The sequence below is a fragment of the Agromyces bracchium genome, from assembly GCF_009709675.1.
Lineage (GTDB): Bacteria > Actinomycetota > Actinomycetes > Actinomycetales > Microbacteriaceae > Agromyces > Agromyces bracchium.
Genome location: NZ_WMLB01000011.1, coordinates 52,330 through 67,140, shown reverse-complemented (window position 1 = coordinate 67,140; position 14,811 = coordinate 52,330). Strand labels below are relative to the sequence as shown.

At 72.8% G+C, this 14,811-nt stretch carries 13 protein-coding genes; 11 read left to right on the top strand and 2 right to left on the bottom strand.

Annotation, left to right across the window (positions count from 1 at the left end):
• Nucleotides 1-11: 11 nt before the first annotated feature.
• The 8 genes from GJ743_RS04000 (at nt 12) to nagB (ending at nt 10,052) form a co-directional block, all read left to right on the top strand.
• Nucleotides 12-1,907: a heavy metal translocating P-type ATPase gene (locus GJ743_RS04000; protein WP_155050644.1), complete on the top strand. Its 1,896-nt coding sequence runs from the start codon at nt 12-14 to the stop codon at nt 1,905-1,907.
• A gap of 299 nt (nt 1,908-2,206) precedes the next feature.
• Nucleotides 2,207-3,400: an ROK family transcriptional regulator gene (locus GJ743_RS03995; protein WP_376862043.1), complete on the top strand. Its 1,194-nt coding sequence runs from the start codon at nt 2,207-2,209 to the stop codon at nt 3,398-3,400.
• Nucleotides 3,401-3,470: 70 nt separating this feature from the next.
• Complete coding sequence (locus GJ743_RS03990; protein WP_155050643.1) at nt 3,471-4,736, top strand: extracellular solute-binding protein; 1,266 nt, start codon at nt 3,471-3,473, stop codon at nt 4,734-4,736.
• 160 nt (nt 4,737-4,896) lie between these two features.
• Nucleotides 4,897-5,895: a carbohydrate ABC transporter permease gene (locus GJ743_RS03985; RefSeq protein WP_155050642.1), complete on the top strand. Its 999-nt coding sequence runs from the start codon at nt 4,897-4,899 to the stop codon at nt 5,893-5,895.
• Complete coding sequence (locus GJ743_RS03980) at nt 5,892-6,794, top strand: carbohydrate ABC transporter permease (RefSeq protein ID WP_328288761.1); 903 nt, start codon at nt 5,892-5,894, stop codon at nt 6,792-6,794. Before GJ743_RS03985 ends, GJ743_RS03980 begins: the two co-directional genes overlap by 4 nt.
• Nucleotides 6,791-8,347, top strand: a complete 1,557-nt coding sequence (locus GJ743_RS03975; protein ID WP_155050641.1) for a glycoside hydrolase family 3 protein — start codon at nt 6,791-6,793, stop codon at nt 8,345-8,347. The genes GJ743_RS03980 and GJ743_RS03975 overlap by 4 nt, the downstream gene beginning before the upstream one ends.
• Nucleotides 8,344-9,282, top strand: a complete 939-nt coding sequence (locus tag GJ743_RS03970) for an ROK family protein (protein WP_196216909.1) — start codon at nt 8,344-8,346, stop codon at nt 9,280-9,282. Before GJ743_RS03975 ends, GJ743_RS03970 begins: the two co-directional genes overlap by 4 nt.
• Nucleotides 9,267-10,052, top strand: a complete 786-nt coding sequence (gene nagB, locus GJ743_RS03965; RefSeq protein ID WP_155050639.1) for a glucosamine-6-phosphate deaminase — start codon at nt 9,267-9,269, stop codon at nt 10,050-10,052. The genes GJ743_RS03970 and nagB overlap by 16 nt, the downstream gene beginning before the upstream one ends.
• 4 nt (nt 10,053-10,056) lie before the next feature.
• On the opposite strand, the gene GJ743_RS03960 is transcribed toward nagB, so the two are convergent.
• The gene (locus tag GJ743_RS03960) at nt 10,057-10,650 is read right to left on the bottom strand and encodes a TetR/AcrR family transcriptional regulator (RefSeq protein WP_155050638.1); all 594 of its coding nucleotides are present in this window, start codon (nt 10,648-10,650) and stop codon (nt 10,057-10,059) included.
• Between the two features lie 83 nt (nt 10,651-10,733).
• Between GJ743_RS03960 and GJ743_RS03955 the strand changes: the two genes are divergently transcribed.
• Complete coding sequence (locus GJ743_RS03955) at nt 10,734-11,990, top strand: hypothetical protein (protein ID WP_155050637.1); 1,257 nt, start codon at nt 10,734-10,736, stop codon at nt 11,988-11,990.
• A gap of 96 nt (nt 11,991-12,086) precedes the next feature.
• The gene (locus GJ743_RS03950; RefSeq protein ID WP_328288760.1) at nt 12,087-12,452 is read left to right on the top strand and encodes a YrdB family protein; all 366 of its coding nucleotides are present in this window, start codon (nt 12,087-12,089) and stop codon (nt 12,450-12,452) included.
• Between the two features lie 55 nt (nt 12,453-12,507).
• Here GJ743_RS03950 and purU read toward each other — a convergent pair whose 3' ends face one another.
• Nucleotides 12,508-13,386 (bottom strand): formyltetrahydrofolate deformylase, encoded by an 879-nt coding sequence (gene purU / locus GJ743_RS03945; RefSeq protein WP_155050635.1) that lies wholly within the window; start codon nt 13,384-13,386, stop codon nt 12,508-12,510.
• A gap of 145 nt (nt 13,387-13,531) precedes the next feature.
• Here purU and GJ743_RS03940 point away from each other — a divergent pair, with 145 nt between their 5' ends.
• Nucleotides 13,532-14,794, top strand: a complete 1,263-nt coding sequence (locus tag GJ743_RS03940; RefSeq protein ID WP_230386443.1) for an MFS transporter — start codon at nt 13,532-13,534, stop codon at nt 14,792-14,794.
• Nucleotides 14,795-14,811: the final 17 nt, after the last annotated feature.

Sequence of the window (14,811 nt, the reverse complement as noted above, 5' to 3'; positions counted from 1 at the left end):
AGGATGGGGGCATGGCCCGCGGCATCCGTCTCGTCCGTCGCTACCCCGTCGTCGCGCTCACGCTCGCGATCGGGCTCGTCGGGATCGTGCTCGCGCTCGCGGGTGCCGGATGGCTCGTCGCGTGGATCTTCAGCGTCTACGCGCTCGCCGTGGCGGCCTGGCAGGCCGTCGGGATGGTGCGCGACATCCTGCGCGGGCACTGGGGCCTCGACATCCTCGCGGTCACCGCGATCGTCGCGACCGTGGTCGTGGGGGAGTACGTCGCCGCGCTCATCGTCGTGCTCATGCTCACGGGCGGCGAGGCGCTCGAGGACTACGCGAGCCGCCGCGCGAAGCGCGAGCTCGACGCGCTGCTGACCCGCGCGCCGCAGCACGCGCACCGCGTGGTCGACGACCACTTCGTCGACGTCCCGGTCGACGAGGTCGAGCCGGGCGACGTGCTGCTCGTGCGGCCGAGCGAGATCGTGCCCGTCGACGGCGAGCTGCGCTCCGCCGAGGCATCCGTCGACGAGTCGTCGATCACGGGCGAGAGCGTGCCCGTCGAGAAGCACACCGGCGACGGCCTGTTGAGCGGCTCGGTGAACGGGCTCGCCGCGATCGAGATCACGGCGACCGCGCGCGCGGCCGACAGCCAGTACCAGCAGATCGTCGCGCTCGTCGCCGAGGCGGCCGCGAGCAAGGCGCCCGTCGTGCGGCTCGCCGACCGGTACGCGGTGCCGTTCACGGTGTTCTCGCTGCTGCTCGCCGGATTCGCGTGGTGGATCTCGGGGGACCCGGTGCGATTCGCCGAGGTGCTCGTGCTCGCGACACCGTGCCCGCTGCTCATCGCGGCGCCGGTCGCCTTCATCGGCGGGATGAGCCGCGCGGCGCGCAACGGCGTGATCGTCAAGGGCGGCGGCGTGCTCGAGCAGCTCGCCCGGGCGCGCACCGCGGTCTTCGACAAGACGGGCACGCTCACGCACGGCTCGCCCGAACTGGTCGCCGTCCGTCCCGAGGCCGGGTTCGACGCCGACGAGCTCCTCGGGCTCGTGGCCTCCGCCGAGCAGTACTCGTCGCACGTGCTCGCCGAGTCGATGATCGACGCGGCGCGAGAGCGGGGCATCCGGCTGCGGGAGGCCGCGGCCGCGAGCGAGGCCGCGACGAACGGGGTCGTCGCTCGGATCGACGGCCGCGAGGTCGTGGTCGGCAAGTTCGCGTTCGTCGCCGAGCACGCTCCGGAGGCCCGGCGCACCGGGATCGCACCCGGCGAGCTCGCCGTGTACGTCGCGGTCGACGGCGCCTACGCGGGCGCGCTGCTCGCGCGCGACCGCCTGCGCGGCAATGCGGCGGCGACGCTCGCCCGACTCGACGAGCTCGGCGTGCACCACACGATGATGCTCACGGGCGACGCGCAGGCGACCGCCGACCACATCGCCGAGGAGCTCGGCATCGAGCGGGTCCGCGCCGAGTGCCTGCCGGCCGACAAGGTCGCGGAGGTCGCGGGCATCGCCGACCGCCCGGTGATCATGGTCGGCGACGGCGTCAACGACGCGCCCGTGCTCGCCGCGGCCGACGTCGGCATCGCGATGGGGGCGCGCGGCGCGACCGCCGCGAGCGAGTCGGCCAGCGCCGTGATCCTCGTCGACGACGTCTCGCGCACGGCGAAGGCCGTCGAGATCGGGCGCGACACCGTGCGCATCGCGCTCCAGTCGATCTGGATCGGCATCGCCGTGAGCATCGCGCTCATGCTCGTCGCGACGTTCGGGGTCATCCCGGCGACGGTCGGCGCGCTCCTGCAGGAGGTCGTCGACCTCATCACGATCCTCGCGGCACTCCGCGCGATCGGGGGCCGGCGCGATGCGCGTGCGCCCGACGTCGGCGACCGGGCGAGTGCCCGTGAGGAAGCATCCTCCGACGCACGCGGCTGACGGACGGCGCGTTCTCCGCGCAACGACCGAGGCCCCGGTCGCCGGGCGGAGACCGGAGGACGCGGCAGTGTCCCATGGGTGCGCGGTTCCGCGACGGATGCGCAGGTCCGCTCCCGCGCACTCGTCGCGGAACCGCGCACTCGCGGCCGGAAGTGGCGACGGGCGCGCCACCGCCAGGTCACGGGTTTGTAAAGAACCTGAACGAATTTCGTCCGAGGGGTTGCGTGAAGGTTTGTTCGTAAGGTGTACTAACAAACGTGACGGCAACGGAAGCAGCACCCGGGCAGGCGCCCGCAGGCATCGCACTCGGCGGCGCGCGCACGGCAGGGCCGGCCGCGCCGGCGGCGACCGCGGGCCAGCTCTTCGCGGGCCGAGCGCTCCGCACCTCGGGCAAGGTCCTCCCCGAGCACGCCCGCAGCCACAACCGCTCGCTGGTCCTGCAGACGCTCTACAGCCAGGGCGCGCAGAGCCGGGCGGATGTCTCGCGCGAGACCGGCCTCACGCGCGTCACCGTCTCCGACCTCGTCGCCGAGCTCATCGGCGAGGGCCTCGTCGTCGAGCTCGGCCACCGCGAGGACGCGCGTCCCGGCAAGCCCGCGACGCTCATCGACATCGACCGCACCGGCCACCACGTGGTCGCCCTCGACCTCTCCGAGCACACCCGCTTCCGCGGCGCCGTGCTCGACCTCGACGGCACGACCGTCGCCCGGGCCGAGGTGGCCCTCGACGGCGCGACCGGCGAGCGGGCGGTCGAACTCGTCACCGAGCTCCTCGACGGACTGCTCGCCCTCACGACCGCGCCCGTGCTCGGCATCGGGGTCGGTTCGCCCGGCGTCGTCGAGCCCAACGGCGTCGTCCACTCCGCGCCGAACCTCGGTTGGACCGACCTCCCGCTCCAGGAGCGGCTGCAGGCCGCGTTCCACCTGCCCGTGCACGTCGCGAACGACGCGAACGTCGCCGTGCTCGCCGAACATGCGGGCGCCCCCGGCGACCTGCTCCTCGTCAAGGTCGGCCACGGCGTCGGCGCCGGGCTCATCGTCGGCGGCCGACCGGTGATCGGCGCCGGCAGCGCCGCGGGCGAGATCGGCCACGTCGTCGTCGGCACCGACGGCGGCCCGCGCTGCGCGTGCGGCAAGCAGGGCTGCCTCGAGGCCTGGCTCGCGGTGCCGCGACTCACCGCCGAGCTCGAACGACTCGGCGAGGCGGATGCCGCGGCATCCGCTCGCGAAGAGACCCTGCGGGAAGCGGGCCGACGCCTCGGCATCGTGCTCGCCCCCGTCGTCGGTGCGCTGAACCTCTCCGAGGTCGTGCTCAGCGGACCGGCGGAACTGCTTGACGGCCCGCTGCTCGAGGCGGCCGTCGAGACGGTCCGGAACCGGACGATGACGGAACACCACCGGGAACTGAGGCTCCGAATGACCGCGCACGGGCAGGACATCGTCCTGCGCGGGGCGGCCGTCATGGTCCTCTCCGGCCAACTCGGGGTCTCCTGACCCCACCCCCCTGCACCACGGGTGGCAGCACCCCCGCTCCCACCTTCCCCCTACGAAAGGAAACCACGCAATGAGGAACCTCGGCATCGTGGCGCTCGGCGCCGCGGCTGCGCTGACCCTCGCCGGGTGCGCCACCACCGGAGGCGACGCGGCCTCCGAGGAGGGCGCGGAGATCCGCGTCTGGCTCGTCGGCACCGACACCCCCGACGCGGCGCGCGAGCTGCTCGTCGAGACCTTCGAGGAGCAGCACCCGGGCTCCACGCTCGTCATCGAGGAGCAGTCGTGGGACGGCCTCGTCGACCGCCTGACCACGAGCCTCTCCGGCTCGGACAGCCCCGACGTCGTCGAGGTCGGCAACACGCAGGCGCCGGCCTTCACCTCGGCGGGCGCGTTCATGGACCTCACCGAGCACTACGACGAGCTCGGCGGCGACGACCTGCTCCCCGGCTTCGTCGAGGTGGGCTCCTACGACGAGAAGTTCTACGCGGCACCGCTGTACTCGGGCTCGTCGCTCGTGTTCTACAAGAAGGACGCGCTGGCCGCGTCGGGCCTCGAGGTCCCGACCACGCTCGACCAGTACGTCGACCAGGCGATCCAGCTCGCGAACGACAACCCCGGCAAGTCGGGCGTCTGGTGGCCCGGCCAGAACTGGTACGCCGCGCTGCCCTACATCTGGGAGGCCGGCGGCGAGGTCGCCGTCCCGGACGGCGAGGAGTGGGACGCCCAGCTCAGCTCCGCCGAGTCGATCGAGGGCCTCGAGATGGTCCAGAAGGTCATGACCGAGGCGTCGAAGGCCCCGAAGGACGCCAACGAGTCGAACCCGCAGGTCGGCTTCTGCGACGGCACGTCGCTGCAGCTCGCGGCTCCGGCCTGGGTGAAGTGGTCGATCCTCGCACCCGAGGACGCCGAGACCCCCGGCTGCCCCGACCAGGAGGAGAACCTCGGCGTCTACGCGCTCCCGGGCGCTGACGGCGACGCCGCCCAGGTCTTCGCCGGCGGCTCGAACATCGGCATCTCGGCCAACACCAAGCACCCGGAGCTCGCGCTCGACGCGCTGAAGATCATCCTCTCGGACGAGTTCCAGACGATCTACGGCGAGAACGGCCTCGTGCCGGCGAAGCTCTCGCTCGGCGACACGGTCGGCACCGACGAGGTCGCCCAGGCGATCTCCGCCGCGGCCGGCAACGCCAAGCTCACCCCGGCCTCGCCGAAGTGGGCCGACGTCGAGGCGGCGGGCATCCTGCAGGACCTCTTCGTCAACATCGCGCAGGGCGGCGACGTCGCCCAGCTCGCCGAGGAGGCCGACCAGCAGATCGAGGACATCCTCAACGGCTAGTCCTTCCCCCGCGGTGCGGCCGCGCGCACACTTGACGTGCGGCCGCACCGACTCCCACAGGCCCCGGGCCGGCAGTGCCCCACACACGCTGCCGGCCCGGCACCATGAGCGGGCACCGCCCGCGGCATCCACACCTCGCCGTCAGACGCAGGAGCCCCACATGACCACCACCGACACCGGCCTCCCCCCGGCCGTGAGCGCGGTCGACGGCGAACGCATCGTCACCCCGCAGCCCGCCCCGCCGCCGAAGCGACGCCGCTTCAGCCGCCGCGCCGGGGGCCTCACCCCCTACGGCCTCCTCGTCCCCGCCTCGCTCGTGCTCGCCGCGATCGTCGGCTGGCCCCTCATCCAGCTGCTCATCACCTCGATGCAGGAGTTCGGCCGCGCGCAGGTCTTCGGCGCCCCGCCGACCTGGGTGTGGTTCGAGAACTACGTCTCCGTCCTCACCGATGTCACCTTCTACGAGGTGCTCGGCCGGAGCCTCGTCTTCGCCGCGGTGTGCGTCGTGACCACGATGGTCCTCGGCACGCTCATGGCGCTCCTGCTGCAGCGCCTGCCCAAGGGCTTCCGCCTGCTGCTCTCGCTCGGCATGCTCCTCGCGTGGGCGATGCCGCCGCTCTCGGCGACCATCGTCTGGGGCTGGATGTTCGACACCGACTACGGCATCATCAACTCCGTCCTCGTGAACGGGTTCGGGCTCGAGCAGTTCCAGCAGCACTCGTGGCTCATCGACCCGCTGAGCTTCTTCCTCGTCGCGGGCATCATCATCGTCTGGGGCGCCGTGCCGTTCGTGGCGTTCACCATCTACGCCGGCCTCACGCAGGTGCCCGACGAAGTGCTCGAGGCGGCCCAGCTCGACGGCGCCGGCGCGTTCAAGCGCTTCCGGCTCATCACCTTCCCGTACCTCAAGCCGATCTTCCTCATCACGACGATCCTGCAGATCATCTGGGACCTCAAGGTGTTCACGCAGATCTTCGCGCTGCAGGACATCGGCGGCATCCGCGCCCTCACCAACACGCTCGGCGTGTACATCTACCAGGTCTCGATCGCGGGCGGCGACTTCGGCACGGGCGGCGCGATCGCGGTGATCACGGCGATCATCCTCATGGTCGTCTCGCTCTACTACGTCCGCCAGACCATCAAGGAGGAGGAGCTGTGAGCGCCACCACCGCCATCGTGACGGGGTCGAGCACGCGCCCGGCTCCCGGCCGCCGGCGCGGCCGCAACCGCCTCTCGACCGCGCTCTGGAGCGCCCTGTCGGTCGTGCTGTTCGCGCTGTTCGCGTTCCCCGTCTACTGGATGGTGAACACGTCGTTCCAGCCGAACAACGAGATCCGCGGCTCCGAGATCCACTTCTGGCCCGACAACTTCACGCTCCGCAACTACGCCACGGTGCTCTTCGACCCGGGTCGCACCCCGTTCGCGCCGGCCGCGGTGAACTCGCTCGTCGTGACGCTCACGACGGTGCTCGTGGCGCTGGTCTTCGCGTTCCTCGCGGCGATCGCGGTCACCCGGTTCCGGTTCAAGAGCCGGCGCGGGTTCATCGTGATGATCCTCGTCATCCAGATGATCCCGGGCGAGGCGATGATCGTCTCGATCTTCCGGGTGATCGACGGATGGCACCTGCTGAACACCCTGATCGGCCTCACGATCGTGTACGTCGCCACGGTGCTGCCGTTCACGATCTGGACCCTGCGCGGGTTCGTGAACGGCGTCCCGGCCGACCTCGAGGAGGCGGCCATGATCGACGGATGCTCCAGGGCCGGTGCCTTCTGGCGGGTCACGTTCCCGCTGCTCGCCCCCGGGCTCGTCGCGACCGGCGTCTTCGGCTTCATCCAGGCGTGGAACGAGTTCGTGATCGCGCTCGTGCTGAACGCCCGGCCCGAGATGATGACGCTGCCCGTGTGGCTGCGCACCTTCCTGGTGGCGAACGGCACGACGAACTGGGCGGCCATCATGGCGGGCTCGACCCTCATGGCGATCCCGGTGATCGTCTTCTTCCTGATCGTCCAGGGGCGGATGACGAGCGGACTCGTGAGCGGAGCGGTCAAGGGATGAGCACCACGATCCAGGGCGGCGCGGGCCAGGGCCTGCGCCGCGACATCCTCACGACCCTGCTGCCCGGCTTCGCCGGCCCCGTTGCGCCCGAGTGGCTGCTCGGCCTGCTCGCCGAGGGGCTCGGCGGGGTGTGCGTCTTCGGCTCGAACGTGGTCTCGCCCGCGCAGCTGGCCGGCCTCACGGCCGAGCTCCGCGCGGCGAACCCGCTCGCGGTCGTCGCGATCGACGAGGAGGGCGGCGACGTCACGCGCCTGTTCTTCGAACGCGGCGCCCCGTACCCCGGCAACGCCGTGCTCGGCCGCATCGACGACGTCGAGCTCACGCGCGCCGTCGGGCGAGCGGTGGGCGAGGCGCTGGTCGCGGTCGGCTGCACCATGACGTTCGCGCCCGACGCCGACATCAACTCGAACGCGCAGAACCCGGTGATCGGCGTGCGCAGCTTCGGCGCGGAGCCCGGGCTCGTGGCCCGACACACCGCGGCGTGGGTCGAGGGCGTGCAGTCGGCCGGCATCGACGCGAGCGCCAAGCACTTCCCTGGGCACGGCGACACGGCGACCGACTCGCACCTCGCGCTGCCGGTCGTCGACCTGCCCCTCGAGGCGCTGCACGAGCGCGAGCTCGCGCCCTTCCGCGCTGCGATCGAAGCCGGCACCCGCTCGATCATGACGAGCCACATCCTGCTCCCGCAGCTCGACGCGGAGCACCCTGCCACCCTGTCTCCCCGCATCCTGCACGGCCTGCTCCGCGGGGAGCTCGGGTACGAGGGCGTCATCGTCTCCGACGCCCTCGACATGGCCGGGGCGAGCGGCGGGCGCGGCATCCCCGAGGCTGCCGTGCTCGCGCTCGCCGCCGGCTGCGACCTGCTCTGCATCGGCACCGACAACACCGGCGAGCAGATGGAGGGGATCGCGCAGGCGATCGCCGATGCCGTCGCATCGGGTCGGCTCGCCGCCGAGCGGGTGGCGGATGCCGCGGCCCGCGTCCGCGCGCTCGCGGCCGATGCCCGTCCGTCCGGCCGGCCCGTGGCATCCGCCGCCGCGCCGGGAACCATGCCGCTCGAGCTGCCGGAGGGGCTCGCCGACCGCGTCGCCGCGTCGTTCCACGTCGCACCCGGTGCGCTCGACCGCCTCTGCGCGACCGGTTCGGTCGGCACGATCGTGCGCGTCGAGACGGTCGCGAACATCGCGGTCGGCGGGGTGCCGTGGGGTCCGTTCGCGCTCGCCGCGGTGCCCGATGCCGCTCGCCCCGCACCGGACTGGCTGACGGATGCCGCGGAGGTCGTGCTCGACGCCGCGACCCCGCTGGCCGACCCGGCCGCGCTCGCGGGCCCCGTCGTCGTCATCGGCAAGGACCTCCACCGCCACGCCTTCGCGGTCGACGCGATCGATCGGCTTCGGGCGGCGCGCGCTGACGTCGTGACGGTCGACATGGGCTGGCCGAGCGAGGACCTGGCGTACGCCGACCTCGCGACCTTCGGCGCGTCGCGCGGCGTCGCTGCGACGTTCGCCGAGCTCGTGCAGGACGCGCTGACCGCCGCGGCGGAGGTGTCGTGAGGCTCGGGATCGACATCGGCGGCACCAAGACCGCGGCCGTCGCGATCGGCGAGGACGGCGAGCTCAGCGACCAGGTGCGCATGCCGACCGGGTTCGGCGCAGAGGCGGTCGTCGCCACCGCGCTCGCCACGGTCGAGCGGATGTCGGAGCTCGCCGGGGTCGAGGCTCGCGCGTTCCACTCGATCGGCATCGGCATCCCCGGTTCGGTCGACTCGGGGACCGGTCGCGTGACGCACGCCGTCAACCTCGGCCTCGAGGGCCTGGACCTCGGACCGCGGCTCGCGGATCGGCTCGGGGTCGACGTGCGGGTCGAGAACGACGTGAAGGCGGCCGCGCTCGGCGCGCACCACCTGCTCGGCGTCGCCGACGGCATCCGGGCGCACTCGATGGCCTACCTGAACCTCGGCACGGGCCTCGCCGCCGGCATCGTGCTCGACGGCCGCCTGCTTCGCGGCGGCCGCGGCGTCGCGGGCGAGATCGGGCACATCCCGGTCGATCCGGCGGGGGAGCGGTGCGCCTGCGGCCAGCGCGGCTGCCTCGAGACGCTCGCGTCGGGTTCGGCGCTCGCGACGCTGTGGCCGAGCACGCACCGGTATCCGGCGATCGACCTGTTCGACCGCGCGGATGCCGGCGAGCCGGCGGCCGTCGCGGCGTGCGAGCGCTTCCTGGTCGGCGTCGCCTCGGCGGTGCGCCTGCTCGCGCTCACGACCGATGTCGACGACATCGTGATCGGCGGCGGGCTCGCGGCACTCGGCGACCGGCTGCTCGCGGGGACGCGCGGCGTGCTCGCCGACTGGGCCGAGGACTCCGCGTTCCTCGCCTCGCTCGACCTGCCCCGCCGGGTGCAGGTCATCCCGCGCGGATTCCCGGCGGCCGCCGTCGGCGCCGCCCTGATCGGAGAGGAACTGGAGGCACCGGCATGGCAGAGGTCGTGATCGTGCGCGACGAGGAGGAGGCCGGCGAGCTCGCGGCATCCGCCGTCGCCGACCTGCTGCGCCGACGCGCCGACGCGGTGCTCGGGCTGGCGACGGGGTCGACGCCGCTCAGCACCTATCGCGCGCTCGCGCGTCGCATCGACGCCGAGGGCATCGCGGTCGCCGGCGTTCGCGGGTTCGCGCTCGACGAGTACGTGGGCCTGCCCGCCGGGCACCCGGAGGGGTACCGCCAGGTCATCACGCGCGAGGTCGTGGAGCCGCTCGGCCTGACGCCCGGACTCATCCGCGTGCCGAACGGCGACGCGGCCACGATCCGCACGGCGGCCGACGAGTACGAGGCCGCGATCGACGCGGCCGGCGGGGTCGACCTGCAGATCCTCGGCATCGGGCGCACCGGGCACATCGGATTCAACGAGCCCGGTTCCTCGCTCGCCTCGCGCACGCGCGTGAAGACGCTCACCGAGCAGACCCGCATCGACAACGCCCGCTTCTTCGACTCGATCGACGACGTTCCCATGCACTGCATCACGCAGGGCATCGGGACGATCCTCCGCGCGCGGCACCTCGTGCTGCTCGCCTTCGGCGAGGCGAAGGCCGACGCCGTCGCGGCGGCCGTCGAGGGTCCGGTCTCCGCGAGCCAGCCCGGGTCGGCGATCCAGCTGCACCCGCACGCGACGGTCATCGTCGACGAAGCGGCCGCATCGCGGCTCGAGCACGCCGGCTACTACCGGCACGCCTGGGCGAACAAGCCCGACTGGCAGGGCATCTGAATCCTCAGTGCACGAGCGCCTCGCCGAGCGCGGCGAGGTAGGCGTCCTCGTCGAAGTCGTCGAGCAGCGCGCGCTGCAGGATGAACCCCGGGGCGGCGCTCAGGATCACCGGTGTCACGCGCTCCGCCCAATCTCCCGGATCGCCCTCGACGCGGTCGGGGTGCGCGCGGGCCCACTCGGCGAGCTGCGCGCCGATCGCCCCGCGCAGGCGCAGGAAGACGACCTGGACGAGGTCGCGGATCTCGCGGTCGATGATCGCCTCCGACCACAGCTGGGGGAGGACCGCGCTGAAGGGTTCGTTGCGGATGCCGCCGAGCAGCGTCGCGATGATCTCGCCGGGGGCGAGCGGGCCGCCGCCTCGGCGGCGCTCGGCGAGCTCGATCCGGCGCGACTCGAGCACGCGTGCGGCGGCGGCGGCGAACAGCTCCTTCTTGCCGTCGGGGAAGTTGCCGTAGATCGCGCCCGCCGAGAGCCCGGAAGCCTCGACGAGGTCGGCGATCGAGGTCTTCGCGTAGCCGCGCTCGGCGAAGCAGCGGAGCGCGACGTCGAGGATCTCCTCGCGTCGCGCGGCCCGGTACTCGTCGCTCACCTTCGGCATCGGCTTCCTCCCGTCGCTTGACGATCCTACGTCTCGGGTCCATTATAAAGAACGAGCATTCGTTTTTTATGAAGGAGCCGCTCATGTCCTCCCACCCCACGCATCGGACGCCGATCGGCCGAGCCGTCGGCATCGGCGCCGTCCTGTCCCTCGTCGTCGGCGTCATCCTGCTCGCCTTCGCGTGGCCGTCGGTCACGGCCGAACCGAAGGACCTTCCCGTCGGCATCGTCGGTCCCGACGCATCCGTGACCCAGGTCGAGGACCGCGTCGCCGACGAGGCGGAGGGCGCCGTCGCGCTCGAGCGGTACGACGACCGCGACGCAGCCGTCGCCGCGATCCAAGAGCGCGAGGTCTACGGCGCGATCGTCCTCGGGGACGCACCGACCGACGCACCCGAGGTGCTCACCGCGACCGCCGCGAGCCCCGCCGTCGCGCAGCTGCTGAACGGCCTCGCGGCCCAGCTCCAGGCCGGCATCGACGAGCAGGTGCAGGCGGCGCTGCCCGCCCAGCTGCAGCAGGTCGTCCAGGCCGCCGTGCAGGCGGCGATGCAGGCGGCCGCCTCCGGCCAGCCCGTCGACGGATCCGCAGCGCCGTCGCTCCCCGAGATCCCGCAGGTCGCCGTGACCGTCACCGACGTCGTGCCGCTCGCCGACTCCGACCCGCGCGGCACCGGCCTCGCGGCGGCGATGTTCCCGCTGGTCCTCGGCGGCATGCTCGGCGGCATCGCGATCTCGCTCACCGTGATCGGCGCGATGCGACGCGTCGTCGCGGTCGTCGCCTACTCGGTCGCCGGCGGGCTCGTGCTCGCCGGAATCCTGCAGGGCTGGTTCGGCGCCCTCCAAGGGGACTACTGGCTGAACGCCTCGGCCATCGCCCTCGCGATGGCGGCGATCGCCGCACCCATCACCGGGCTCGTGGCGCTCATCGGCCGGGCGGGCATCGCCGTCGGCGCAGTGCTCTTCGTGCTCGTCGGCAACCCGATCTCGGCCGCCACGGTCCCGGTCGAGTTCCTGGTCGCACCGTGGGGCGCGATCGGCCAGTGGATGCCGCCGGGGGCGGCGGGAACGCTGCTGCGCGACCTCTCGTACTTCCCCGACGCACCCATGGCGTTCCCGTGGCTCGTGCTCGCGACGTGGGCCGCGGTGGGCATCCTGCTCTCGCTGATCGGCCACTTCCGCACCGCGGGCGGCGCCGAGCCCGACGACGAGGCGGCGCACGCCGACGAGGAGCTCGCCGCGGCCGAGGCGCGCGCTGCAGCGCCCATCGATGCTCCGGCCGCCGCACACGGCGAGGGCGAGACGGGCGTGTCCGCCGGTCGCGACACGGCGCCCGTGGGCTGAGCCGCGCAGCTCCTCCGCACGAGCGCCGCGCCGCGGCATCCGTCTCTCGGATGCCGCGGCGCCGCCGCTCGGCGGGCGCGGTTAGGCTTGAACCTCGTGAACGATGCCACCCCCGAGCCGACCCCGCAGGTCGGCGCCAACGACGTGCTGCGGTTCCTGCTCGAGATCTTCGCGATCGTGTCGCTCGGCATCTTCGGGTTCGCCGCGTTCCCGCTGCCCTGGCCGGGGGTCCTCCTCGGCATCGGCCTGCCGCTCCTGGCGATCCTGCTCTGGGGGCTGTTCCGCTCGCCCAAGGCGGTCTTCCACGTCGACCCGTTCGTCAAGGCGCTCGTCGAGATCGCCGTGTTCTCGACCGCCGCGATCGCGTGGTGGATCATGGGCCAGCCGGTCGTGGCCGTCGTCTTCGCCGTCGTGGCCGCGGTGAGCGGCGTCATCAACGGGCGGCGCGAACTCCGCGACTGACGCCTCGGCGGTCGAGTCGCACCGGAGGCGCGTTCCGAGACCCGTGCGGGCCCGCTCAGCGGAAGATGACCGTGCGCTGCCCGTCGAGCAGCACCCGGCGCTCCGCGAACCACTTCACGGCCTGCGAGAGGGTGCGGCTCTCCTCGTCCTGGCCGATCGCGACGAGCTCGGCGACCGAGCGCGAGTGCTCGACCCTTACCACGTTCTGCTCGATGATCGGCCCCTCGTCGAGGTCGCTCGTGACGAAGTGCGCCGTGGCGCCGATGAGCTTCACGCCACGGGCGTGCGCCTGCCGGTAGGGATTCGCGCCCTTGAAGCCGGGCAGGAACGAGTGGTGGATGTTGATGCATCGGCCCGCGAGCGCGTCGCACAGCTCGGGGGAGAGGATCTGCATGTAGCGCGCCAGCACGACGAGTTCGATGTCGTGCTGGTCGACCGCCTCGAGGATGCGCTTCTCGAACTCGGCCTTCGTCTCGGCGGAGGTCACCGGCGCCGATTCGAAGGGCACCCCGTAGAAGTCGACGAGGTCGCGGAGCGTGCCGTGGTTCGAGAGCACGAGCGGGATCTCGACGGGCAGCTGGCCACCCCGCTGGCGGAAGAGCAGGTCGTTCACGCAGTGGCCCGCGGTCGAGGCGAGCACGAGCGTCCGGAGCGGACGCCCGACCTCGTCGAGGTGCAGGTCCATCTGCCAGCGCTCGATGACCGGCGCGAGCGCAGCCTCGAACTCGGTGCGGTCGGCGGGCGACTCGACCTGCACGCGCATGAAGAAGCGCCCGGTGTCGTGGCTCGCGAACTGCTGGCTCTCGGTGATGTTGCCGCGCGCCGCGACGATCGCCCCGCTCACCGCGTGCACGATCCCGGGCCCGTCGGTGCAGCTCAGCGTGACGACCCAGTGGGACAGGTGCGGGCTGTGCGGCTCGGCCTCCGTGCTCATCGGGACAGCGTACCGCCCGGCGAATACGCAGGTGAGTCCGGCTACACTAGGCGGCGGTCGTTCGGACACCGTCGGCCCCGGGCGCGCACGTGAGCGCGTAGTCGACCCGCAGCAGGCCGTGCCGCTTCGCGGGGAACGCCGTCGGATGACCTTCCTCATGCCGATCACCTCTTCGTCGCGCGCCGTCGCGACCGCCATGCCCTGGCGTGCGCTCGTCGCACTCGCCGCGGCCGTCTTCCTGTCCATCACCATCGAGATGCTGCCCACCGGGCTGCTGCCCGAGATGAGCGCCGACCTGGGCGTCGGCGCACCCCTCGTGGGCCTGCTCGTCTCGGTCTTCGCCTTCACCGTCGTCGTGACCTCGACGCCGCTCACCGCACTGCTGAAGCGGATGCCGCGGCGCACGCTCATCACGATCGTGCTCGTCGTGCTCGGGCTCTCGACGGCCGCCTCGGCGCTCGTGCCCGACTACGGCCAACTCGTCGCGGTGCGCATCGTCGGCGGCGTCGCGCACGGCCTGTTCTGGGCGCTCGTCGGCGCCTACCCCGCCCGGCTCGTGGCGGAGCAGCACCTCGGCCGCGCCGTGTCCGTCGTGCTCGGCGGCGGCACCCTCGCGCTCATCGCGGGCGTGCCGCTCGCGACCGCGCTCGGCCAGGCGGTGGGCTGGCGCTGGGCGTTCGGCGTCGTCGCCGTGCTCACGCTCGCAGGTGCCGTCGTCGTCCGCGCGGTGCTGCCGGCGGACGGCCGGAACTCGCCCGCGACGCGCGATGTGCGCGCCGCGACGACCGCCACCGTCGCGACCGCGACCGCCGCCGGCACCGCCGAAACCCGGCGCAGCATGCGCGGCGTCGTGGCCGTGAGCGTGGTGACCGCGGTCGTCATGATCGGCCAGTACGCGGCGCTCACCTACGTCGCACCCCTGCTCACGGACGTCGTCGGCGCCTCCTCGGCGGCGGTAGCGCCGCTGCTGTTCGCCTCGGGGCTCGCCGGCGCGGTCGGCCTGCTCGTCGCGGGCAGCCCGATCGCGCGCGACAGCGTCCGCGCGCTCGTCGGCGCGATGCTGCTGCTCGCCGTCGCACTCCTCGTGATCGCCGCCGAGCCCGGGCTCTGGCCCGCGATCATCGCGTACACGGTGTGGGGCTTCGCCTTCGGCGCCATCCCGCCGCTCCTGCAGACCCGCCTGCTGCAGGCCGCGCCGGCCGAGCGCCGCGACGCCGCGAGCGCGCTCTACACGACCGCGTTCAACGTCGGCATCGGCGGCGGCGCGCTCGTCGGTGCGGTGCTGTTCGACGCCGTCGGCATCGCCGCGGTGCCCGTCGCGTACGCCGTGCTGCTCGTCGTCGCGATGCTCGTCGTGGTGCGCTCTGCGCGCGCGGAGCGCGCTCGCGCTCGCGTCGTCGAGGCCTAGCACCGCTCGGTCGGCAG